The 23485-nt window shown below is 55.3% G+C and carries 14 protein-coding genes and 1 pseudogene; 12 read left to right on the plus strand and 3 right to left on the minus strand.

Translation table 11 applies throughout. From position 1 onward, the window contains the following. The first annotated feature begins 182 nt into the window (after positions 1-182). The 12 genes and pseudogenes from AC4LF3_RS10140 to AC4LF3_RS10195 all read left to right on the plus strand — a co-directional run bounded on the left by AC4LF3_RS10140 (position 183) and on the right by AC4LF3_RS10195 (position 16965). On the plus strand, positions 183-326 hold the full coding sequence (locus tag AC4LF3_RS10140; protein WP_010798360.1) for a hypothetical protein: 144 nt from the start codon (positions 183-185) through the stop codon (positions 324-326). 64 nt (positions 327-390) lie between these two features. Beyond that, positions 391-1512, plus strand: coding sequence for a mechanosensitive ion channel family protein (locus AC4LF3_RS10145; RefSeq protein ID WP_491835229.1), 1122 nt, complete (start codon positions 391-393; stop codon positions 1510-1512). 346 nt (positions 1513-1858) lie between these two features. After that, positions 1859-3433, plus strand: coding sequence for a glycogen synthase GlgA (gene glgA, locus AC4LF3_RS10150; protein ID WP_083397923.1), 1575 nt, complete (start codon positions 1859-1861; stop codon positions 3431-3433). Between the two features lie 125 nt (positions 3434-3558). Next, entirely contained in the window at positions 3559-5358 is a 1800-nt protein-coding gene (treZ, locus tag AC4LF3_RS10155; RefSeq protein ID WP_312270858.1) for a malto-oligosyltrehalose trehalohydrolase, read from the plus strand. Next, a complete protein-coding gene (malQ, locus tag AC4LF3_RS10160; protein WP_150347354.1) occupies positions 5355-7430 on the plus strand; it encodes a 4-alpha-glucanotransferase in 2076 nt (691 codons plus the stop codon). The genes treZ and malQ overlap by 4 nt, the downstream gene beginning before the upstream one ends. Next, positions 7427-10231, plus strand: coding sequence for a malto-oligosyltrehalose synthase (treY, locus tag AC4LF3_RS10165; protein WP_491835230.1), 2805 nt, complete (start codon positions 7427-7429; stop codon positions 10229-10231). The genes malQ and treY overlap by 4 nt, the downstream gene beginning before the upstream one ends. Further along, positions 10231-10578: a DUF2934 domain-containing protein gene (locus AC4LF3_RS10170; RefSeq protein WP_491835231.1), complete on the plus strand. Its 348-nt coding sequence runs from the start codon at positions 10231-10233 to the stop codon at positions 10576-10578. Before treY ends, AC4LF3_RS10170 begins: the two co-directional genes overlap by 1 nt. Positions 10579-11225: 647 nt before the next feature. Beyond that, positions 11226-11354, plus strand: a pseudogene (locus AC4LF3_RS10175) (con-10 family general stress protein); the annotation flags it as partial. 373 nt (positions 11355-11727) lie between these two features. Beyond that, positions 11728-13926: a glycogen debranching protein GlgX gene (glgX, locus tag AC4LF3_RS10180; RefSeq protein WP_074826573.1), complete on the plus strand. Its 2199-nt coding sequence runs from the start codon at positions 11728-11730 to the stop codon at positions 13924-13926. Then, the gene (locus tag AC4LF3_RS10185) at positions 13923-14684 is read left to right on the plus strand and encodes an endonuclease/exonuclease/phosphatase family protein (protein WP_010798371.1); all 762 of its coding nucleotides are present in this window, start codon (positions 13923-13925) and stop codon (positions 14682-14684) included. Before glgX ends, AC4LF3_RS10185 begins: the two co-directional genes overlap by 4 nt. After that, positions 14681-15925 carry a cardiolipin synthase ClsB gene (clsB, locus tag AC4LF3_RS10190; protein ID WP_150347350.1) on the plus strand — a complete coding sequence of 415 codons (1245 nt, stop codon included), beginning with the start codon at positions 14681-14683 and terminating at the stop codon, positions 15923-15925. Before AC4LF3_RS10185 ends, clsB begins: the two co-directional genes overlap by 4 nt. Positions 15926-15957: 32 nt before the next feature. Further along, the gene (locus AC4LF3_RS10195; RefSeq protein ID WP_150347349.1) at positions 15958-16965 is read left to right on the plus strand and encodes a lysylphosphatidylglycerol synthase transmembrane domain-containing protein; all 1008 of its coding nucleotides are present in this window, start codon (positions 15958-15960) and stop codon (positions 16963-16965) included. Positions 16966-16980: 15 nt separating this feature from the next. Here AC4LF3_RS10195 and AC4LF3_RS10200 read toward each other — a convergent pair whose 3' ends face one another. The 3 genes from AC4LF3_RS10200 to treS form a co-directional block, all read right to left on the minus strand. Then, a complete protein-coding gene (locus AC4LF3_RS10200; RefSeq protein ID WP_491835232.1) occupies positions 16981-17706 on the minus strand; it encodes a polysaccharide lyase family 7 protein in 726 nt (241 codons plus the stop codon). A 200-nt stretch (positions 17707-17906) separates the two neighbouring features. Then, complete coding sequence (glgB, locus tag AC4LF3_RS10205) at positions 17907-20138, minus strand: 1,4-alpha-glucan branching protein GlgB (RefSeq protein WP_491835233.1); 2232 nt, start codon at positions 20136-20138, stop codon at positions 17907-17909. After that, positions 20135-23467, minus strand: a complete 3333-nt coding sequence (gene treS / locus AC4LF3_RS10210) for a maltose alpha-D-glucosyltransferase (RefSeq protein WP_491835234.1) — start codon at positions 23465-23467, stop codon at positions 20135-20137. The genes glgB and treS overlap by 4 nt, the downstream gene beginning before the upstream one ends. Positions 23468-23485 lie beyond the last annotated feature (18 nt).

Raw genomic sequence — 23485 nt, forward strand, 5'->3', positions numbered from 1 at the left:
GGTAGTATCCATTCCCTTATATAGGCTGGTATTACTACTCGCCTGATGACCGTTCAGCTGCTAAAGCCGCTCTAGCTGGGAGGCTGGGGAACCAGAGCCCGAGAAGCCCAGTCGGAATTGACAAGCGCTGAATCATCAGCGCGACCAGGTCCAAGTTCCTTGCAGCATTGAGGTGAGATGCCATGATGATCATCGATATCACCCGCAGCTATGCGCGCAATGTGTCTGCTGTGGCACGTATTCAAACTATTCAAGCCGCTAACGACGCTGATGCCGGTAGTGTTGATAACACCCCCCTTCCGCCTGAAAGCCCTACTTCGCTTTAAACCCACCGACTGAATCAGCCGATAAAGCCGCGCTTCGCGGCTTTTTGATTCCTAAGGACTCTGGATGATGTCCATCGACTGGTCGACATTTCTCTCCTCTCCGTGGCTGGCTACTCTGGTAGCAGCATGTGTTTCGATGGCAATCGCCAGCATTGCCGTACTGGTTATTTCCACCGTACTGAAACGACTCGCGCGTCCCTTTTTGCTGGCCCAGACACTGATCCGCTACTCCGAGCGCCCTGCCCGGTTTCTGATCCCGCTGATAGCCTTGCAAGGTGTATTGGGTTCAGCGCCTGACACCCTGCCCCTGATCGGTGGCTTAAGGCACCTGACGGCCCTGATCACAATCGCTGCGTTTACCTGGCTGGGTTTACGGTGCGTAAAAGCCATTGGCGCGACCATTTCCATCCGTCACCCGGTCAATATTGAAGACAACCTTCGCGCCAGACGTATCCAGACCCAGACGCGCGTCATGGTGCGCAGCCTAGGTTTTGTCGTCTTTCTGGTAGGCCTGTCGTCCATGCTGATGACGTTTCCCGAGGTCAGGCAAATCGGTGCCAGTCTGCTCGCTTCCGCTGGTGTGGCCGGTATCGTGGCGGGTATCGCCGCACGCCCTGTACTAGGCAATCTCATTGCCGGTCTGCAGATTGCCGTGACCCAACCCATTCGAATTGATGATGTCGTGATCGTCGAGGGGGAATGGGGCCGGGTTGAAGAGATTACCGGAACCTATGTCGTGGTGCGGATCTGGGATGATCGTCGCTTGGTAGTACCCCTACAGTACTTTATCGAGAAGCCTTTTCAGAACTGGACCCGCACCAATTCCAGCCTCATGGGATCAGTCTTCATGTGGGTGGACTATTCTCTCCCGATGGAGCCGATACGCGCTGAATTGGAGCGCGTGTGCAATGAAGTGCCCCATTTGTGGGATGGCCGTGTGTGCGTCTTGCAAGTTACGGATGCTTCGGACAGAGCTATACAGCTACGCGTCCTCGTTACCTCTCCAGACTCATCTAAGAACTGGGATCTACGCTGCCATGTACGTGAGCGTCTGATTGCCTTCGTAAATCGGGAATTTCCAGAGTGTTTGCCTCAGCTGCGGGCGGAAGTGGGTACACAAATCAAACGGCCCCATTCAGGATCCGACGAAATGCACAACACGCCAGCTAGACAGCCTGAAATCTGAATTTAAGGCGATTACGCAGAGTACTGTCGCGTAATTGTAACGATCTTCGCTAAAGCTACAGGGGCGTGCTTTATTTCCAGCCCACCAGAAGCGGCACGGTTCTAGCACGTTCGTCAAATGTGCATACCCAACCAGGAAACTTAGGCGAGCTGGCGCAGGTCATCTTTTATGCAGACTGGACTATCGGGCGCAACCTTGCAATGCCCTTTGTCCAGTCCCTTACAGGGGGACGTCGCCAGGGGGCTGTAAGCAGCATGGCTGTGGACGTTTTTGATCGGTATGTCGGCTTCGACGAGAAGCGTTCATTGGGCAAACCTCAGTCATTACTGCTTTTTGGGAGCGCAATATGGCAAATGCCGTTGTGGGGAAATTTGAAACGCTTGTAGCTGCGAACTCAGCAGAAGTGCGCAATGCCAATCGCTTCCCTACTCAAACCGACGAGCGCCAGCTCAAGCTGAGCTCAGTCGTTGAAACACGTAAGCGTATTTTGTTCGTAACACCCGAGATTACCGATTTTGTAAAAGCTGGTGGCCTGGGAGAAGTCTCCGCCGCCCTGCCACGCGCGTTGTCTTCCAAGCATGACGTCCGGGTTCTTATTCCCGGCTATCGTCCTGTCATGGATGCCATCCGCGACGAAATGCAGATTGTCGGACGTATTCCGGCACTGGCTGCCATGCCTGCCTGCGACATCGCCCGTGTCGATCAGGAAGACGGTCTCGTGATTTATGTGTTGGTCTGCCCCGAACTCTATGAGCGTCCGGGCACACCTTATGCCGATACCCATGGTGCCGACTGGGTCGACAACCATATCCGCTTTGGTCGACTGGCTTCGGCGGCAGCGGATCTGGCAGCAGGCACGGCGTCCATTCGCTGGTGCCCTGATCTCCTGCACTTGAATGACTGGCAGACAGGCCTGGCCGCAGGTTATGTGCAATGGCGCGGACTGAAAACACCGTCAGTGATGACCATTCACAACCTGGCTTATCAAGGCGTATTCCCCCGTTACTGCATGGCAGACCTCGGTATCCCGGCCGAAGCGTTTTCCATTGACGGTCTTGAGTATTACGGCAAGATCTCCTTTCTCAAGGCAGGCTTGAGCTACGCCAGTCACATTACGACGGTAAGCCAGACTTATGCCAAGGAAATCACCACACCCGAGTTTGGTTGTGGGCTGGAAGGTCTGCTTCAGGTCAAGGCCAAGCAGGGCAAGCTGTCCGGAATCCTCAACGGAATCGACGAGGGCTGGGATCCTTGCAATGACCCGCACCTGTGCCAGAGCTTTTCTCCCTATGACTGGGCAGGCAAGCGGGCCAATGCAGACCGTATCCGTGAGGATTTCGGTCTTGAAGTTTCTGAAGGTCCCCTGTTCGCGGTCGTTTCCCGTCTGGTGCACCAAAAAGGTATCGATCTGACCATTGAAGCAGTTGACCATATCGTCTCTCGCGGTGGCCAATTGGTGATCATTGGTTGCGGAGAGCCTGCGGTCGAGCGCGCAGTGAATGAGCTGTCCAAGCGCTACAAGGGTCGTGTTGGCGTACACGTAGGTTTCTGCGAGACCGAAGCTCGCCGCATGTTTGCAGGCAGCGACTTCCTGCTGATGCCCTCTCGCTTCGAGCCTTGTGGCTTGAGCCAGATGTATGCGCAGCGCTTTGCCTCTCTACCAATTGCTCGCCGCACAGGTGGCTTGGCGGACAGTATTGAAGACGGTGTTACCGGTTTCTTGTTCGACAAGCACACTCTGGAAAGCTACACGAAGTCCATTGATCGTGCGTTCGAAGTGTTCGAGCGTAAGGATCTGCTTCAAGCCATGCGTCGACGCGCCATGAGCGGCCCGTTCTACTGGTCTCAGAGCGCTCAACCGTACGATGAGCTCTATCAATCGCTGCTTTCTAAAGTTCGTCAGGAACAAGCTGCGATCTGATTCAACTTTAGCGCCATCTTTCTGGTCATAGAAAGAACACTCCCGCCTTCATGGCGGGAGCGCGCACTACAAACCGAACCTGCACCCACGTGCCTTACCCTGCCCTCCACTGGGAGACAGAACGCATGAAGGACTTGTCACGCCCGTCCAAAAATAACCGCTACGCCTGGCAATGCACGGCTGGCGCCACTCTTCTCTCCGACAATCGTACCCAATTCTGTTTCTGGGCCCCCAGCGCCACGGCTGTCGACGTAGTGCTCGATGGCGGCATGATTGTTCCCATGCAAGCCCTCGATGGGGGTTGGTTTAGTGCTGAAGCCGCCTGTGGTGTCGGCACACGCTACCGCTATCGTATCGGTGACCTTCTGGTTCCCGATCCTGCGTCCCGGGCCCAGGCGGGTGACGTACATGAAGCCAGCATTGTCATTGATCCGCATACCTATGAATGGCGTCATACCCAATGGAGCGGCCGCCCCTGGCACGAGAGCGTTATCTACGAAGTCCATGTCGGTACGCTGGGTGGATTCAAAGGCGTTGCAGATATTCTGCCTAAGCTGGCTGCACTCGGGGTCACGGCCATCGAGCTGATGCCGCTGAGCGAATTCCCTGGCGGTCGCAACTGGGGTTATGACGGTGTGCTGCCCTACGCCGTGGAATCCTCCTACGGCACGCCTGAAGATCTCAAGGCCATGATCGATACGGCCCATGAGCATGGTCTTATGGTGTTCCTTGATGTGGTCTACAACCACTTCGGCCCGGACGGCAACTACCTGCACGCCTACGCCGAAAAGTTTTTCCGTGAAGACATCCATACGCCCTGGGGTGCAGCCATTGATTTCCGTCAACAGGCCGTACGTAGCTACTTCAAGGACAATGCCCTGATGTGGCTGATGGAATATCGCTTTGATGGCCTGCGCTTCGATGCAGTCCACGCCATTGGAGACAAGGGTTTCCTGATGGAAATGGCTGACGAGATTCGCTCAACGGTCGAGCCGGGCCGCCATGTGCATCTCGTTCTGGAAAACGAGGACAACACCGCTTCCCTTCTGGGCGGCGTGCATTACGATGGGCAGTGGGCGGATGACTGGCACAATGTGATTCATCCCATGATTACCGGTGAGAACGAAGGGTACTACCAGGACTTCACCCAAGACGCCACTGCCAAGCTGGTTCGTTGCCTGAGCGAGGGCTTTATCTACCAGGGCGAAGACACTCGCCACGGCAAGGGGCGCGGGGAGCCGAGCAGCCATCTGCAACCAACGGCCTTTGTCATCTTCCTGCAGAACCACGACCAGATTGGCAACCGTGCCCTCGGTGAGCGCCTGACCCTTCTCGCCCCAGAGAATGCTCTAAAAGCCGCTACGACTCTCTTGCTGCTCAGCCCCATGATTCCACTGCTCTTCATTGGTGAGGAATGGGGTAGCCGGCAGCCCTTCCTGTTCTTTACCAGTCATAACGAAGAGTTAGCCAAGCTGGTAAGAGACGGTCGCCGCAACGAGTTCAAGGATTTCGAATTTTTCACCCATGAGGAAAACCGGGAAAAGATCCCGGACCCTAATGCGATTACCACCTTTGAAGATTCGAAGCCCAATTTTGGAGAAGCGGACCAGCCAGATCATGCCTTGTGGGTCGGTCTATACAAAAAGCTTCTAGAGATTCGCCATCAGGAGATTATTCCGCGTCTGCCTGGTGCTCGTCCGGCAGAGGCTAAAGCGTTAGGCGAAAAGGCGGTCACCGCCTGCTGGACGCTGGGTGATGGTGCCCGCCTTACGTTGGAAATCAACCTGAGCGAGCAAGCCGTTTCTGTCGATGCCAAGCAACCGGGTCGACTGCTCTTCGCCAGCACGGATAGCGGTCTCTCCGAGCGCGAACAAGGCCAACTGGCTGGGCATACCGCCCTCGCCTGGCTGGAGGATGCTCAATGAACGATTCTGACCAACTGCACGCACTAGCAGAAAAAGCCGGCATCTCCATTCACTGGGACGCCTACGACGGCACGCCTCAACAGGTATCGGATGAGGCCTTGTGTAGTCTGCTCGCCGCACTTGGCTTGCCCGCAGATTCGGAGGCGGACATCAAGGCCAGCCTGGCGAAACTGGATGAGTTGGAAGACAGCGAAAACCTTCCTCCCCTCATTACTGGGGACTGCAACAAGCCTGTCGGCCGCACAGGTCAGTTCAAGGCTGGACAGACCTATGCGCTTACCCTTGAATCCGGTAATAGCGTGACCGGCAAGGTAGACGGTAACGGCCAACTCGCCCCCATCGACACCATGGGCTATCACACCCTGAAAATAGGCGAACAGCAGGTCACCCTGGCGATTGCACCCGAGCGCTGCTACAGCATTGCCGATGCCCTGGGTAAACCCGAACCGCGCACCTGGGGTTTGGCCGTGCAGGTGTATAGCCTGCGTCGTCCCGGGGATGGTGGCCTGGGTGATCTGAAAGCGCTCGAAGAGTTTGTTTGCTCGGCAGCTAAGCTGGGCGCTCATGCGGTTGCCATTAGCCCGCTGCATGCCATGTTCAGTGCCGACGGTAACCGTTACAGCCCCTATTCGCCCTCCAGCCGGATGTTTCTCAATATCCTGAATGCTTCACCCGCCGCGATTCTAGGTGAGGAAGCGCTCAAACATGCGTTGGACAAAACCGGGCTGGCGCAGGAATGGTCCCGCCTGGAAGGGCTGGAAATGGTCGACTGGCCTGCCGTGGCCAAGACTCGCCTTCGTGTACTTAGAGCGCTATTCATGGACTTCCGTGTGAAAAGCGGTGAGTTACAGGACGATTTCAAGGCCTTCCGTCAACAGGGCGGCGAAGCGCTGGAGAACCACTGCCGGTTCGAAGCGCTACACGCATCCTTTGCCCATGGCACCGCGGCGCCCAGCTGGCAGCATTGGCCAAAGGAATATCAGGACCCTCAAAATCCTGCTGTCGCCACGTTTGCTGAAACCCATGCACAAGACGTGGAGTTCTATGCGTTCACGCAGTGGCTGGCCGCCCGCGGCCTGGAAAGCGCACAAAAGGCTGCTCAAGCGTCAGGTATGAAAATCGGCCTTGTTGCTGATATTGCCGTAGGCGCAGATGGCGGCGGCAGTCAGGCCTGGAGCCGGCAGGAAGAGCTGCTGTCGTCTGTCAGCGTTGGAGCACCACCCGACCTGCTCAACCAGCGCGGCCAGGGCTGGGGCATCTCTGCATTCTCGCCGTCTGGTTTGCAGCGCCACGGCTTTCGGGCATTTCTTGAAATGCTCAAGGCGAATTTTGCCCACGCAGGCGGTGTACGTATCGACCATGTGATGGGTCTGCAACGACTGTGGCTGGTGCCCGAGGGCGCCTCACCGGCCGATGGCGCCTATCTGTCTTATCCCATTCAAGACATGCTTCGTCTGGTGGCGATCGAGTCCTGGCGTAACGAATGTATTGTCATGGGTGAAGACTTGGGCACCGTACCGGAAGGGTTTCGTGAGCGTCTGATGGAAAAGTCCATCATGGGCATGCAAGTGCTGATGTTTGAGCGCGACGAGGACCAGAACTTCAAAGAGATCGAAGATTGGAACAATACCTCCATCGCCATGACCACGACGCACGATCTTCCTACCATGACTGGCTGGTGGATTGCGCGTGATGTCGAATGGCAGGCCCGGCTGGAACAGTTGGCGGAAGACACCACCGAAGAAAAAGAAAAGCAGAATCGTGCAGAGGATCGCCAGCGCCTGGCCAAGACATTGGGCCTGAAAGACACCAGCCCTGATAGCGCCAAAGCGGCTGTGGATGCCTGCATAAGCCATATCGGTAAAACACCGGCACCGCTGGTTATCCTGCCGGTTGAAGATGCCTTGGGCCTGGAAGAACAAGCCAACCTGCCCGGCACCATCGATAGCCACCCCAATTGGCGCCGTCGCTGGCCGGATCAGGCCAGCACCCTACTCAATAACGAAACCCCCAAGCGTCGCCTGCAGTTACTGGCGGCAGCCCGTCAAGAAGCGGAGAGCCACTCATCATGAGCCCAGTGCGCGCGACTGTTCGCCTGCAGTTTCACAAGGACTTTACCCTGGACGATGCCATTCCCCTGGTCGATTATTTTGCCGACCTGGGCATCAGTCATATCTATGCCTCCCCCATCACCACGGCCAGAGCCGGCTCGGTTCACGGCTATGACGTTGTGGACCCTACCCGCGTCAATCCTGAATTGGGCGGTGAAGAGGCCTTGCGCCGTTTGGTTGCCCGTCTGCGCGAGCGTGGCATGGGACTGATCGTCGACTTTGTACCCAACCACATGAGCGTGGGCGGATCGGAGAATGCGTGGTGGCTGGATGTGCTCAAATGGGGACGCCATAGCCCATACGCCAAATTCTACGACATCAACTGGTACAGCCCCGACCCTGAGTTGCATGGTCAGCTACTGCTGCCTTTCCTGGGTGGCGCTTATGGTGACATCCTGCAGGCCGGTGAGTTGAAGCTGGTATTTGATGAGAAAGACGGTTTCCGGGTCGAGTACTACGCGCACCATTTCCCTATTTCACCGCCTACCTACGCCGATATCCTACGCGCAAGCGATGCCTCCGAGTTGCGCCTGTTTGCCGATGCGTTCGAGGCCCGCGAGGGTGACCGTGAAGGCGCCAACGAGGCCGTTACCCAGTTGGCAGAAAGTGCTCGTCAAAACCCTGCAGTCAAGGCAGCGCTGGACCAATGCCTGGCAGCTTTCGATGCAAGCGACGCGGCCAATCACGAGCGTTTGCATGCGCTGCTGGAGCGTCAACATTACCGTCTGGCAAGCTGGCGTACCGCTTCCGACGATATCAATTGGCGCCGCTTCTTCGATATCACCGAATTGGGTGGCCTGCGCATGGAGCGCCCCGAGGTCTTCGACGCGCTGCATGCCATGATTTTCCGACTGATCGGCGAAGGCTGGATCGACGGTCTGCGCCTGGACCATATCGACGGTCTGGCCAATCCCCGTGGCTATTGCCGCAAGCTGCGTCGACAGATCGATACGATCTGCCAGAGCCGTTCCAACGGCACGCCTGAAGGCGGCTTCCCCATTTATGTGGAGAAGATCCTTGCCGAGGGCGAGCACCTGCGTGGCGACTGGGGCATTGACGGCACCACCGGCTATGAGTTCATGAACGAAGTGTCGGGGGTTATGCATGATCCGGCCGGCGAAAAACCTCTGAACGAATTCTGGGCTGAAAAGACCGGACGCCCAGCCGACTTCATGGAAGAAGTTCGTGAGGCGCGCCGCCTCGTGGTGACTACTGCACTGGCCAGTGAATTCGAATCCACTGCGCATACCTTGCATGTAGTGGCTCAGCAGAATTGGCGTACCCGTGATATCAGCCTGGGTTCCATTAGGCGCGTCTTGCTTGAGCTGATTACCTACTTCCCGGTTTACCGCACCTACGCCAGCGCAGCCGGCTTTACCGGTGAGGATGAAAAGTTCTTCCAGAAGGCCGTAGACGGCGCGCGTCCCAATCTTTCCGAAGCTGAGCTACCGGTGCTGGAGCTGCTGCATGAATGGTTGGGTGGCAAGGCTCCCTGCCGTCAGCCGGTGGGTAGCGTGGCACGTCGCGAGCAGCGTCGCGCCATTACCAAGTTCCAGCAGCTGACTTCACCCGTTGCAGCCAAGGCCGTGGAAGACACCTCCTGTTACCGCTCAGGCGCCCTGCTCTCGCGCAACGATGTGGGATTCGACCCACAGAACTTCAGCCAGAGCACCGAAGAATTCCACGCAAGCAGCAAACTGCGGTCCGAGCAGTTCCCACGCAACATGCTGACTACCGCGACCCATGACCACAAACGCGGCGAAGACACACGAGCACGCCTCGCGGTCATCTCCGAAATGGCTGATCTCTATACCCAGGCCGCAACCCGCTGGTTGGAGATGGGTTCAACGCTGCGGGGAACCTTTGCTGACAAGCCTGCCCCTACCCCGGGTGATGAGCTGATGCTCTACCAAACCCTGCTGGCCAGCTGGCCGCTTGATCTGGCAGCCGATGACAAGCAGGGGCTTCAGGCGTATCTGGACCGTCTCCTGCCCTGGCAGGAAAAAGCCTTACGTGAAGAGAAGCTTGAGTCAGACTGGTGGACGCCTAATACCGAGTACGAAGCAGCGTGCCGTAATTTCCTGGAACAATTGATCACCGGTGAAAAAGGCGCGGCACTTCGTAAGGAAATTGTCGAGACGGTAGCCCGTATCGCTCCCGCAGGTGCGCTGAACGGCATGACCCAGGCGGTGCTTAGAATGACCGCACCCGGTGTACCGGACCTCTATCAGGGATGTGACTTCTGGGATCTGAGTCTGGTCGAGCCTGACAACCGCCGTCCGGTGGACTATCCGCCTCGCATCGCTGCGCTGAAAGAGGCCAAGGCCCCGGCAGAGCTGCTTTCTAGCTGGAAGGATGGCCGCGTCAAGCAGAGTGTGATTGCAAGAACCCTGGCGGCCCGTACCTCTCATGCGGATGTGTTTCTCAAGGGCCAGTACATACCGCTGGAAGTCTCGGGAGCACAGGCGAGCCACGTACTGGCATTCGCCCGTGAGTATCAGGGCAAGGCCGCTATCATTATTGTACCGCTGCGCGTTTGGCGCTTCATTGGGGAGAACCCTACTCCCTCTTTTGAGGCATCAGCATGGCAGGACACCTCTGTAAAAGTGCCAAAACAGTTCATCGATCAAATTTTTACGGAAACTTTCAGCCATTCATCTGTCCATGTGAAACAGAGTGAACTTTCATTAAGCGAGCTTCTTGCGAGCTTTCCTCTTGGTTTATTGATTACACAAGACCTGTCACAAGGAGAGACATTATAATGAGTCAACGCACCGAACGCATTCAGCAGCTCGCCTACCAGATTTGGGAGTCCGAAGGTCGTCCTGCTCATCAAGAGCATCGCCATTGGGAAATGGCTACCAAGCTCTATGAAGCCGAGCAGCAGCAAGGTGTAGCGCCTGAAACTGCAGCAGCGCCTGTAGCCAAGCCCAAGAAGCCTCGTGCAACCAAGCCCAAGGCTGCCTCGCTGGCCGAAAAAGCGGTCGAAAAGGTCAAGGAAGCCGTCAAGCCCAAGACTGAAAAGCCTCCGGTCGAAAAAACCACAGCTGCCGCTGCAGCGCCCAAGAAGCCCCGTGCTCCGCGTGCCAAGGCCGTACCTAAAGAGTAAGTCCTGCCTTAATGTCTCTACCCCTTCTGCTACTAGCAGAAGGGGTAAACACTTTTTCTCTTTGATATGTGGCTCTGCTTATATATCAAAAGGCCATATACCTTTTATCCGGATACTATCAACGGCCGATAAAAGGCTGGAACTAGCCTTCCCTCTGCGTATCAATTCCAGCACTCGATTCAAGGTGTTCGGGTATAAATTTAATCCTATGAGAATTGATGCCATGGCACACCGTCCTGAAGTTCCTCAACCTGACCCGATCGTAAGTGACAATCCTGCCAAGATGCCTAGCTGCATTGAGTTTGAACCACGCGATCTAGACGGCTGGTTAACTTCCGAGCCTAATTGCTGCCAACTAAATGCCAATCCACACACGGCGGATTTTAATTAATCAGTTAAGGCTTAAATGAATAGGTCTTACCATGCGCCGTCTATTTGCAGGTAATGCTCTCAACCTACCATTTAAGCAAGGGAGGAGCATCCAAAAAAGGCCTGGACCACTCGTCAGCCGTGGGCTCTAGCGGGTGAACCGTAGCCTCATGAGGCTATCCCATACAGTGAAGGGTTAGCAGTTAATAGCGGTAATAACTGCTATTTCCAGAAACCAACGTGAGGGTAAATTCATGACTGCCAAGAACAACAATCCTGGTAATTTTGCCAATGATCGTGAAAGAGCGGCCGAAGCCGGACGTAAAGGTGGCCGTAATAGCGGAGGCAACTTTGCCAACGACCGTGAGCGTGCAGCTGAAGCCGGCCGCAAGGGCGGTTCCAAATAAAAGGTGTTGATCTTCCGACTCGTTACTAAGTTGTATTGATCACCATTAAAAATGGCGGAAAAGAATGAACATTCTTTTCCGCCTTTTTAATTCAATCTGAAATTTATAACTCTACAAATCTTATACACGAAACCTTATAAAAATAACTATTTATTTATTGAAACTTGCGCTGCTTCGCTCTAACCGGCATGACACACGTCCTTTCGGAACTGCCAGCATCCGGAAGCCTCTATACCTATGACGTACAAGAAGGTCCGGAAACATCACGTTACCGGATGGTTGAAAGTACCTCGCTCCAGATAGAGCCGGTACCGTTACCTCAATACAGGCAGCACCTGGTTGAGCTCTAAGACATAGACCTGAGTCGATTACTATGAGCGCTAACAAGCCTAGCGATAGTTCTGAGAAGACCCAAAACGCTTTCGTCAACCGCACGACATCCCGCATTCGCGAAGGACTGCCCTATCCCCTGGGAGCCACCTGGGACGGCTCCGGCGTCAACTTTGCCCTGTTTTCGGCTCATGCTACCAAGGTTGAGCTTTGCCTGTTTGACCAGGATACCCTTGAAGAGATCGAGCGCATTGAGCTGCCCGAGTACACCAATGAGATCTGGCACGGCTACTTGCCTGACGCACGTCCGGGGACGTTGTACGGTTATCGCGTACACGGCCCCTATGAGCCAGAGGCAGGCCATCGCTTCAACCACAACAAGCTACTGATCGATCCTTATGCCAAGCAGATCGTAGGCGAGCTTGAGTGGAACGATGCGTTGTTTGGTTACACCATTGGCCATCCTGACGGTGATCTTTCGTTCGATGAACGCGACAGTGCACCTTATATGCCTCGCTGCCGCGTGATCGATCCGGCCTTTACCTGGGGTACTACAGAGAAGCCCAAGGTACCGTGGGACCGTACTGTCTTTTACGAGACCCATGTCCGTGGTTTCACCATGCAGCATCCTTCAGTGCCGGAAAACACCCGCGGCACGTTCTCTGCGTTCCACGAAAGCGATGTTGTCGATTACATCCGTTCGCTAGGTGTGACGTCCGTCGAGCTGATGCCCATCCACTACTTCCTGGATGACAACCATCTGCTTGAGAAAGGGCTGCGTAATTTCTGGGGTTATAACACCCTGGCCTTTTTTGCCCCTCATGCCCGCTACATGGCCAGCCAATCCATCGGCGAGTTCAAGATCATGGTCGCGCGGATGCACAAGGCCGGCCTTGAAGTCATTCTCGACGTGGTCTACAACCATACAGCCGAAGGCAATGAGATGGGCCCGACCCTCTCGCTCAAGGGGATCGATAACGCCAGTTACTATCGTCTGATGCCGGATAATCCCCGGTATTACATCAACGATACCGGTACGGGTAATACACTCAACATGAGTCACCCTTGCGTATTGCAGATGGTGACTGACTCCTTGCGCTATTGGGCAACCGAGATGCGTGTGGATGGCTTCCGCTTTGACCTTGCTACCATTCTTGGCCGCGAACCCCATGGTTTCGACGAAGGCGGCGGTTTCCTCGATGCCTGCCGTCAGGATCCGGTACTCAATCAGCTCAAGCTTGTTGCCGAACCCTGGGACTGCGGTCCAGGCGGCTATCAGGTGGGTAATTTCCCACCCGGCTGGATGGAGTGGAACGATAAATTCCGCGATACGGCACGGTCCTTCTGGAAAGGCGATGACGACAAACTTGGCGACTTTGCCAAGATCGTTCTCGGCTCGGGTGATCAATTCAACCAGCGTGGCCGCAAGCCGGCGTCGTCAGTCAACTTTGTCACTGCTCACGACGGCTTTACCCTCAACGATGTAGTGTCCTACAACGACAAGCACAACGAAGCCAATGGCGAGGGCAATAACGACGGCCATTCAAATAACCTGTCCTGGAACTGTGGCGTAGAAGGTGAAACGGACGATCCGGAAATCATTGACCTGCGCTACCGCCAGATGCGTAATTTCCTGGCAACCCTGTTCTTCTCCCAAGGCACACCGATGCTGTTGGCGGGTGATGAGTTCGCGCGGACGCAAGGCGGCAATAACAACGCCTATTGCCAGGACAGCGAAATCGGCTGGATAAACTGGGATATCAAGGAGCGCAGTGCTGAGCTTCAGGACTTCACGCGCCGACTCATCGAGCTTCGTATGAAGTATCCGTTACTACGTCGTAGCCGCTTCTTTACTGGCGTATACAACGAAGCGCTGGATATCAAGGATGTGACTTGGTTAATGCCCAGCGGTGAAGAAATGGGCATGGAACAGTGGCAGGACGGCAGCAATCGCTGCATGGGCATTCTGCTTGACGGTCGTGCGCAACCTACAGGGATTCGCCGTGCCGGCTCTGATACGTCGCTTCTGATGATCGTAAATGCTCATTACGATATGGTGGATTTCACACTGCCCGAAGTGCCTCAAGGTGAGCACTGGGTTTTGCAGGTTGATACCAATCAGCCTGATTTGTTGGAAACCGGCGACACCTTTGCGTTTGGCGATGTCTATCAAGTAACAGGACGGTCATTTCTGTTGTTCGAATTGACCAAGCAAACCAAACGGAGGAAGCGTCAAGCATGACGAACGCAACAAAGGGTTTCTCGTTCAAGATCCTCACTATCAACACGCACAAGGGCTTTACGTCCTTCAACCGCAAGTTCATCTTGCCGGAGCTGCGTGATGCGGTGCGCACGACATCGGCTGATCTCGTGTTTCTGCAAGAAGTGTTAGGTACGCACGAGAAGCACCCGTTGCGCTTCGAGAACTGGCCAGCGGCGCCGCAGTATGAGTTTCTGGCTGATTCCATGTGGACCGATTTCGCCTACGGGCGAAATGCGGTCTACCCGGATGGCCACCATGGCAACGCCGTACTGTCCAAGTTTCCGATCGTGACGTACCAGAACCTTGACGTGTCCATTACCGGCCCGGAAAAGCGCGGCTTACTGCATTGTGTGTTGCGCGTTCCGGATCATGACTTTGATATCCACGCGATCTGTTGTCATTTGGGGCTCAGAGAGAACCACCGTCTGCAACAGCTGAAACTGATGTGCAAGCTCATTGAAAATCTGCCGGAAGATGCGCCGCTGGTTGTTGCAGGTGACTTCAACGATTGGCGCCAACGCGCCAGCGATGTGCTCAAGGCGGGCGCAGGACTTGAGGAAGCGTTTCTGAACGCCAACGGGCAACACGCCAAGACATTCCCAGCGCGTATGCCTATGTTGCGATTGGACCGGATCTACACACGCAACCTCACGGTGCGTACCCCTGAAGTCTTATCCAACCGCCCTTGGTCTCACCTGTCCGATCATGCCCCGCTGGCTGTGGAGTTGTGTGTATGAACCCGCAATGGCGAGACGGCAATCGAATTGAGCTCCTGGAGAATGGTGAAGAATACTTTCCCCGGGTATTTGAAGCCATCTCCCAGGCCAAGCGGGAAATCCTGCTGGAAACCTTCATTCTGTTTGAAGACAAGGTAGGCAATGAGCTACACCGTGTATTGATAGAAGCAGCCCGGCGTGGCGTACGCGTTGAGGTCACGGTGGATGGCTACGGTTCGGCGGAATTGACCAAGGACTTCCTTGATAAACTCGTGCTTGCCGGTGTTCGCTTCCGCTTTTACGATCCGCGCCCCCTCTTCATGGGGCGTAGGACTAACCTCTTCCGCCGTCTTCATCGCAAGATCGTTGTCATTGATGCTGAAATCGCTTTTGTTGGAGGCATCAATTTTTCTGCTGATCATCTGGGCGATTTTGGTCCTACGGCCAAGCAGGACTACGCAGTAGAAGTCGAAGGTCCTATCGTAGCCGATATTCATCGCTTTAGTCTCGAGGCTCTGGGCAATAGCGAAGAGCCTCGTCGTTGGTGGGGTCGACGCCGCAATGAGCCTGCTCGCAACGACTTCCCCGGTGATGCACAGGCGCTGTTCGTTTATCGAGACAACGATGAGCATCGTACGGATATCGAGCAGCACTATATCGAGATGATGCGAAGCGCCAAGCGTGAAATCATCATTGCCAATGCCTATTTCTTTCCCGGTTACCGCCTGTTGCGTGAGCTGCGAGACGCGGCCCGGCGTGGCGTGAAGGTCAGACTGATCGTCCAGGGCGAACCGGATATGCCGATCGTGAAGGTCGGTGCACGGATGCTTTACAACTACCTTGTACCTGAGGGCGTCGAAGTCTACGAATATTGCCGCCGCCCTCTGCATGGCAAGGTGGCGCTGATGGACGATTATTGGGCTACGGTAGGCTCCAGCAACCTGGACCCTTTAAGTCTTTCTCTTAACCTCGAATCCAATCTCATCTTCCATGACCGAGCCTTTAATCAGGTCTTGCGTGGTCGGCTCGAACAACTCATGGCGCAGCATTGTCAGCATGTGGACATGACCAAGGTGCCGCGCAAGACCATCTGGCACCTGGCCAAAACTATGCTGGTGTTTCACTTCCTTCGGCACTTCCCTGCCTGGGTAGGCTGGTTACCGGCACACACCCCTAAAATAGCGTTGGTCGAACCGCCCGCTCAATCGCATCTTGAACGATCCGATGTAGCAGATCCGGAACGTGCGAGGACTCATACATGACCGCCACTCTAAGGCACTCTCAGGATGCCTCCGTGAAGTCGAAACCTTCTCCCAAAGGTAAAGTGTGGCCGATCGCCAAGAGGCTTCTGACCTACGCTTTTTTCATTGCCGTTACTGTTCTACTCGTGATGTATGCCCGGCAGGTGAACTGGGTGCAGGTCTGGCATTCCATTCGCCAGTATGGCTGGACCGCTATCCTCATGGCCGTGGGTCTGGTTGTGGTCAGTTATATCATGTATGGCTTTTATGACCTGATCGGGCGAGCCTACTGCAGGCACAAACTAGGCAAACGGCAGGTGATGATCGTGTCGTTTATCTGTTATGCCTTTACTCTTACGCTCAGTACATGGGTAGGCGGCATTGGCTTGCGGTACAGACTCTATTCTCGCCTGGGTCTGGAAAGCGGCACCATTACCCGTATCTTCAGCCTAAGCCTGGCGACTAACTGGCTGGGCTACATCCTATTGGCAGGGATTATTTTTACAGCAGGGCTGGTGAAGATTCCGCCACACTGGTACATCGGCAATATGACGCTACGGATGATAGGCATCGGCCTTGTCACCTTTATTGCCGTCTACCTGCTGTTCTGCCAGTTTTCCAAGCGTCGCTCATGGACCATCAAAGGGCAAAACCTTAATTTACCTTCCCTGCGTATGGCCTGTATTCAGCTTGTGGTGTCGTCCATCAACTGGATGGCAATGGGTGCCATTATCTATGTGCTGCTCGGACAGAAGATGGATTATGTGTTTGTGCTGGGCGTTCTGCTCATCAGCAGTTTTGCCGGTGTCATCACGCATATTCCTGCGGGCATCGGAGTGTTGGAAGCAGTATTCGTAGCCTTCATGGGCCATGAGCTAGATCAGTCGTACATCATCGCGGCACTGCTTGCCTACCGAGCCATCTATTTCATCGCTCCGCTGCTGATTGCCATCGTTGTGTATTTCTTCATGGAAAGTCGTGCCAAGAAAATCCGGGCGCGAAACGAGGCCAAGATGGAAAAACAGGACGAACAGGCACAGGCCAAAGGTCCGGCAGCCTAACGGGCTGCCGAGTCCTTATCGGTTGTTGGGTTGATGCATGGTGATCAATCGGTTGAAGGTCACCTTACCCCCTTCAGTAGAAGGTCCTTCCTTGTCCTCCACATAAGCGCCCGCCTTAAAGTAAAGGTGGTAACTTGCCCAGCGCTGATCCAATTGCACGGACAGCTCCCCGTTTCCGCGCCCATGTGTAAAAAGCCTTACGCTCAGCACGCCGGTCCGACTCAAGCGCAATTCATAACTGAACGGACCGTCCAATGGAATATTGCGTAGCAGAATTTGTGGCGGAATCTTGAGGGTGTCCGGCTTGGTACGAATCAAGGCCTCAACCTGTCCAGTGACAGGCGTTTTCCCCTCCATGGTGGGGTCCAGACGATAACGCAGGCTGATCAATGCTGAATCCGGTGTACCCTGACTATCTCCCACCGTACGGATCTGTCCGATAATCATCTTGCCACTGGAAGGCACTTGATTAACGCGCAGGTCAGCCTGCATCAGGCTGACGGAGTCTTCGTATTTCCAATTGTATTCACTGCCATCTGGGCGTGTTTCCCGAAGCTCAGTACTGGGATAATTGAGTTCCGGCGCGTAACGTCCTGTTACGGGAGCCCAGAGGGTCACGCTACCATCGGGAGTACGATAAAAGTAATCACTGCGGTAGTTGCGATTGAGTACGTTGGTCTCAATAACGACAGGATTGGATGGCTCGGGAATTGTCAGATTCCACTCTGCCAGATCTACCATATGAGTCCTCCCTGATTACCTATAAAGACCCTGATCCGGTGCTACTGCATTAGTAGAACCCATAGCGTGTCAATAAAACGTGAATGATGCAAACAGCCGCTTAACAACCCCGATAGCAGTAAAATATCAGCCTCTTTCACCAGTCAAAAAACGCAAGAAAAACGGCGCGTTAAGCGCCGTTTTCTTTTGCTGTCTCCCGATCAATGCTCGGGCCGGGTGCCAGGTCTCAGGATAACGACACCCAATGGCGGCAACTTCAGATTCAAAGAAGCTGGCTGGCCATGGCTAGAGGTTTCATCTGCCGTAACGGCACCACCATTGCCAACACCACTACCGCCGTAAATATCGCTGTCGCTATTGAAGAGTTCTAACCACTGTCCCCCTTCAGGCACGCCTATACGATAGTCATAACGCGGTACCGGTGTGAAGTTTCCAACAACCAGCAGAGGCCGTTTCTGTGAGTCGAAACGCAACCAGGCAAATACACTGTTGGCAGAATCATCACCTACCAGCCACTGGAAGCCTTCCGGTTCGCAGTCATGCTCGTGCAGCATGGGCTCTGCCCGGTATAACCGGTTCAGATCCGCTACCAGCTTTTGTACACCCTGGTGGTTCTGATGCTGCAGCAGGAACCAGTCCAGTTCGCGGTCGTGGCTCCATTCACGCCATTGACCGATCTCGGACCCCATGAACAGGAGCTTCTTGCCCGGATGCGTCCACATAAAGGACAGGTACGCACGCAGGTTGGCAAACTTCTGCCAATTGTCACCGGGCATCTTGTTCAGCAAAGACCCTTTGCCATGCACGACTTCATCATGGGAAATGGGAAGAACAAAACGCTCGGAATAGGCGTATACCATACCGAAGGTCATGTTGTGATGGTCGTAACGGCGGTAGATCGGATCACGCTCGATGTAATGCAGCGTGTCATGCATCCAGCCCATGTTCCACTTGTAGGAGAACCCAAGACCGCCCTCGGAGGTAGGCTTGCTGACACCAGGCCATGCGGTGGACTCCTCTGCAATCATCAACGCACCGGGCGCTTCTTCATGCACCACATCGTTCAAATGGCGGAGAAAATCGATTGTCTCGAGGTTCTCGCGGCCGCCATATTTATTGGGAATCCACTCGCCCTGCTTGCGGGAATAATCGCGGTACAGCATGGATGCGACCGCATCCACACGCAGGCCGTCTATATGGAAATGCTTGAGCCAATGCAGCGCAGACGACAGCATGAATCCGTGTACTTCATTGCGCCCAAGGTTATAGATGTAAGTGTTCCAATCCTGATGGAAACCTTCGAAAGGATGCTCGTACTCATAGAGTGCTGTACCGTCGAAACGCGCCAGCCCATGGGGATCCGTCGGGAAATGCGCGGGCACCCAGTCGAGAATCACACCGATGTGCGCCTGATGGCAGGCATCTACGAAGGCTGCGAAATCAGCCGGCGTGCCATGACGAGAGGTTGGAGCGAACTGCGACAGTGGCTGATAGCCCCATGATCCACTGAACGGGTGCTCCATCACAGGCAATAGCTCGATATGAGTAAAGCCCATCTCCTGAATATAGGGAATCAGCTGTTCAGCCAGCTCCCGCCAATTCAAGATACGACCATCGTCGCCACCGTCACGACGCCATGAGGTAGAGTGCAGCTCGTACACCGAGAACGGCGCATGAACAGACTGGCGCTCCTTGCGCTGCGCCATCCAATCATCATCATGCCACTCGAACGGAGCCGGATCAGCCACTACCGAGGCGGTGCACGGCGGTAACTCCGTTGCCAAGGCGACTGGGTCAGCTTTTAGGGGCAATAACCCATGCTGACCAAGGATTTCGTACTTGTATGAATCACCCGGCCTGACGCGGGGGATAAACAATTCCCACACCCCTGCACCGTGCCGTAGGCGCATTGGGTGACGGCGACCGTCCCAGGTATTGAAGTTACCCACTACTGAAACCCGACGTGCATTGGGTGCCCACACAGCAAAGCGTACACCCTGAACACCATCGATGGTCATCGCTTGAGCACCCAGGCATTGGCCTAGCTGACGATGCTTACCCTCATTGATCAGGTAGATATCGACATCGCCCAACAGTGTACCAAAGCTGTAAGGGTCTTCTGTCTCCTGTACGCCACTGGGCCAGCGGATCCTGAAGAAATACGTTGCCTGATAGTCCAGGCGGGCATAAAACAGCCCGGGAATCTGCCCGGCTTCCATATGGGCCAAGTGGCGACCGCTCTCACGCTCGACCAGCTCGACACCCAGCGCATTGGGTAAAAAGGCACGAACCAGAAACCCGGTACCATCCGGGTGAGGCCCCAAGATGGCAAACGGGTTGCCATGTTCTCCGCGAGCCAGCGCGTCCGCCTCTGGAGCAGACAGCTGGGCGTAGTCTGGTTGGTGGTTCTGGGGTGCTACGGCTTGAGTCATCCTTTTGCTCCCGAAATGAGCGAATCCACAATAGCGGCTACGCCGCGCAGCGGAATGTTGATCCAGTTAGGCCGATTGGCCGCTTCATAACCAATTTCATAAACGGCTTTCTCTAGCGTATAGAGATCCAGCGCTGCCTGCTCACCACGCTCGCTCCACTCATGGGCGATACCGGCAGCAGCCTCACGATAAGCCTTGAGGAAGGCCGCGTAAGCCGTTGTGCGATAGGTCTCTGCTGCCTGTCGCCGTTGACGCATTGCCTCTTCCGACGTATCGGCACCACTGTTACTGCTCATGGTGAGCATGGCCGCCGCATAGTCAAAGGATCGCAGCAGACCTGCCACGTCCTTGTGCGGACCGTACTTGGCACGACGCTCGTCCAGCGAACGGGCAGGCTCACCTTCAAAGTCGATCAGGTAGGCATCGTCCTGAGACACCAGGACTTGCCCAAGGTGCAAATCTCCGTGAACACGGATGCGCAAGCCACCCGCTACGTCTTCGGCAAGGGCTTCGATACGCTCGCCAAGTTCCTTGCGCTGAGACACCAACTTGTCGAGGTGCTGGGTGCTGGCGCTATCCAGGGAGGCGCGTTTGTTCTCAAGCGTATCCAGCGCAGCGTCAACCTGCTCCCGTACACGGTGAGCAAACGTACGCGCGGAGTCTGCATCGATCTTCTCGGGTGCAAACGCAGCGTCATCGGTGTCCTGGGCAAGCAAGGTGTGCATTTCACCCAGGCGCTGCCCCAGAATGGCGGCAAAGTTTTCCAGATCGGACATGGCAGTGAACTCGTTCTCCACCTCTGACAGACCTGCCTCCAACATGTCACGGGTTACCTGGTCCAGCTTGTCCAGCGTCCACTTCCAGGCATCCCCCTGGTTATGGATCTGAGGCTGCACCAGCATGAGCACATTGGGTGTCCCCTCTTTGTTGTAGCGTGTTACCTCACCCAGCAAGGGCGCCATGTTGGCAAAGCCTTTGTCCGTCAGGAACCGACCCATTTCGACTTCAGGGTGAATACCTGTAGCTACCTTCCGGATCAGCTTGAGCATGTACTTGTCGCCTACAATGAGCGAACTGTTGGACTGCTCTACACCCATGTGCCGAATTTCAGTTTCATCGGTTGTAGTAAAGTTCTCGACATCCATGTACGGCTGGAAGCGGATTTCACCTGCAGGGGACTTCAGTACGGCCTGATCCTTGAAGGCCTTGAACACCCCATGCACAAAGCTGGTCAGCGTAAAGGCATCGGTAACCAGACCTACGTTGCGAACATGGCGAATGCGGGACATCGCCAACTGGGTAGCCAACGGACTGCAATGCTGGTCACTCTCGGCCAGGAAGCCCAACGGCAAGGCATAATGTTCCTGCCCCTTGGCATTTTTCACGCAGACTTCCATGAACAGCACGGGGAATTTCGGCGTTGGAATTTCCACAGCGTACATAAGGGTGACCTGCTGGATCGCCTCGTCCTTGCTACCGAACCAGCGGCGCTTGGGCAGATACAGCGGCAGGATTTCCTGCTCAAGAGCCTTGCGCGGCGTACCGCTGAGCAACTCTTGCAGATTCTTTTTGATGACGAGCGTTTGGAAGTCAGGCATGGTTTCTGGAGGCTCGGAGTGCCACGCAGGCATCTGTTCATTGCCTGCGAGGTAGAACCAATAAAATCCGTACGGCTGAAGTGTCAGCATGTAAGGCAGTTGGCCAATGGGCGGAAAGGCACTGCCTCCCAGCATTTCCACGGGCACCTTGCCTGCCATGGATGACAGATCCAGTTCGACGGCCTGGGCAGCACGCGACACGTTGGCAACACAGAGAATGGTCTCGTGCTCGCCTTCGGGCGTAGTGTAGTCACGCAAATACGCCAGAATACGGCGGTTGGTTGGCCGGAGCATCTTCATGGTGCCGCGACCAAAGGCTTTCTGTTGCTTGCGCACGGCCAGCATGCGGCGCGTCCAGTTCAGCAGCGAATGAGGATCGCGCGCCTGTGACTCTACGTTGATCGACTGATAGCCATATAGCGGGTCCATTACCACCGGTAGCACGAGGCTGGCCGGGTCGGCACGGGAGAAGCCACCATTGCGGTCGACCGACCATTGCATCGGCGTACGTACGCCGTCTCGGTCGCCTAGGTGGATATTGTCGCCCATGCCGATTTCATCGCCGTAGTACATCGTAGGCGTACCTGGCATGGAGAGAAGCAGGCTATTGAGCAGTTCGATCCGCCGACGATCCCGCTCGAGGAGCGGTGCCAGGCGACGACGAATCCCCAGATTGATGCGCGCGCGCCGGTCCGAGGCGTAAAAATTCCACAGATAATCCCGTTCCCGGTCAGTCACCATTTCAAGCGTCAGTTCGTCATGGTTGCGCAAAAAGATCGACCATTGACAGTTCGCTGGGATTTCAGGGGTCTGACGCAGGATATCGCTGATAGGAAAGCGGTCTTCCTGGGCAATAGCCATATACATGCGAGGCATCAGCGGAAAGTGGAACGCCATGTGGCACTCGTCACCTTCGCCAAAGTACTGCTGCGTATCTTCCGGCCACTGATTGGCTTCCGCCAGCAACATCCGGTCCGGGTAATTCGCATCGATCTCGGCACGAATCTGCTTAAGTACCGCATGGGTTTCGGGCAGGTTTTCGTTATTGGTGCCGTCACGCTCCACCAGATAGGGAATGGCATCCAGACGCAGGCCATCGACGCCCATGTCCAGCCAGTAGCGCATGATCGAGATCACCGCTTTCATGACCTGAGGGTTATCAAAGTTCAAGTCAGGCTGGTGCGAGTAGAATCGGTGCCAGTAATACTGCTCAGCGACGGGATCCCACGTCCAGTTGGACTTTTCGGTATCCAGAAAGATGATCCGCGTACCGTCGTACTTCTTGTCATCATCTGACCAGACATAAAAGTTACGCGCCGAAGACCCTTTCTTCGCCTTGCGTGCACGCTGAAACCAAGGGTGATCGCTAGAGGTATGGTTGATTACCAGCTCAGTGATGACCCGCAATCCCCTTTTGTGCGCCTCGGCAATAAAGCGCTTGGCATCCGCCATGGTGCCGTAATCCGGATGCACTCCACGGTATTCGGAGATATCGTACCCGTCATCGCGGCGCGGCGACGGGTAGAACGGCAGTATCCAAATGGTGTTGACGCCCAGGCCAGCAATGTAGTCGAGCTTATCGATCAGGCCAGGGAAGTCACCGATTCCGTCGTTGTTGGAATCGTAAAACGACTTCACGTGAACCTGATAGATGACCGCATCCTTGTACCACAACGGGTCATTGATAAAGGCCGCCGGTTTGCGCGAGCGCGTTTTCTTTGGTTTCGCCATTTATAGTCTTCCTTTGGC

It is taken from the genome of Pseudomonas sp. C2.3V (assembly GCF_058536325.1).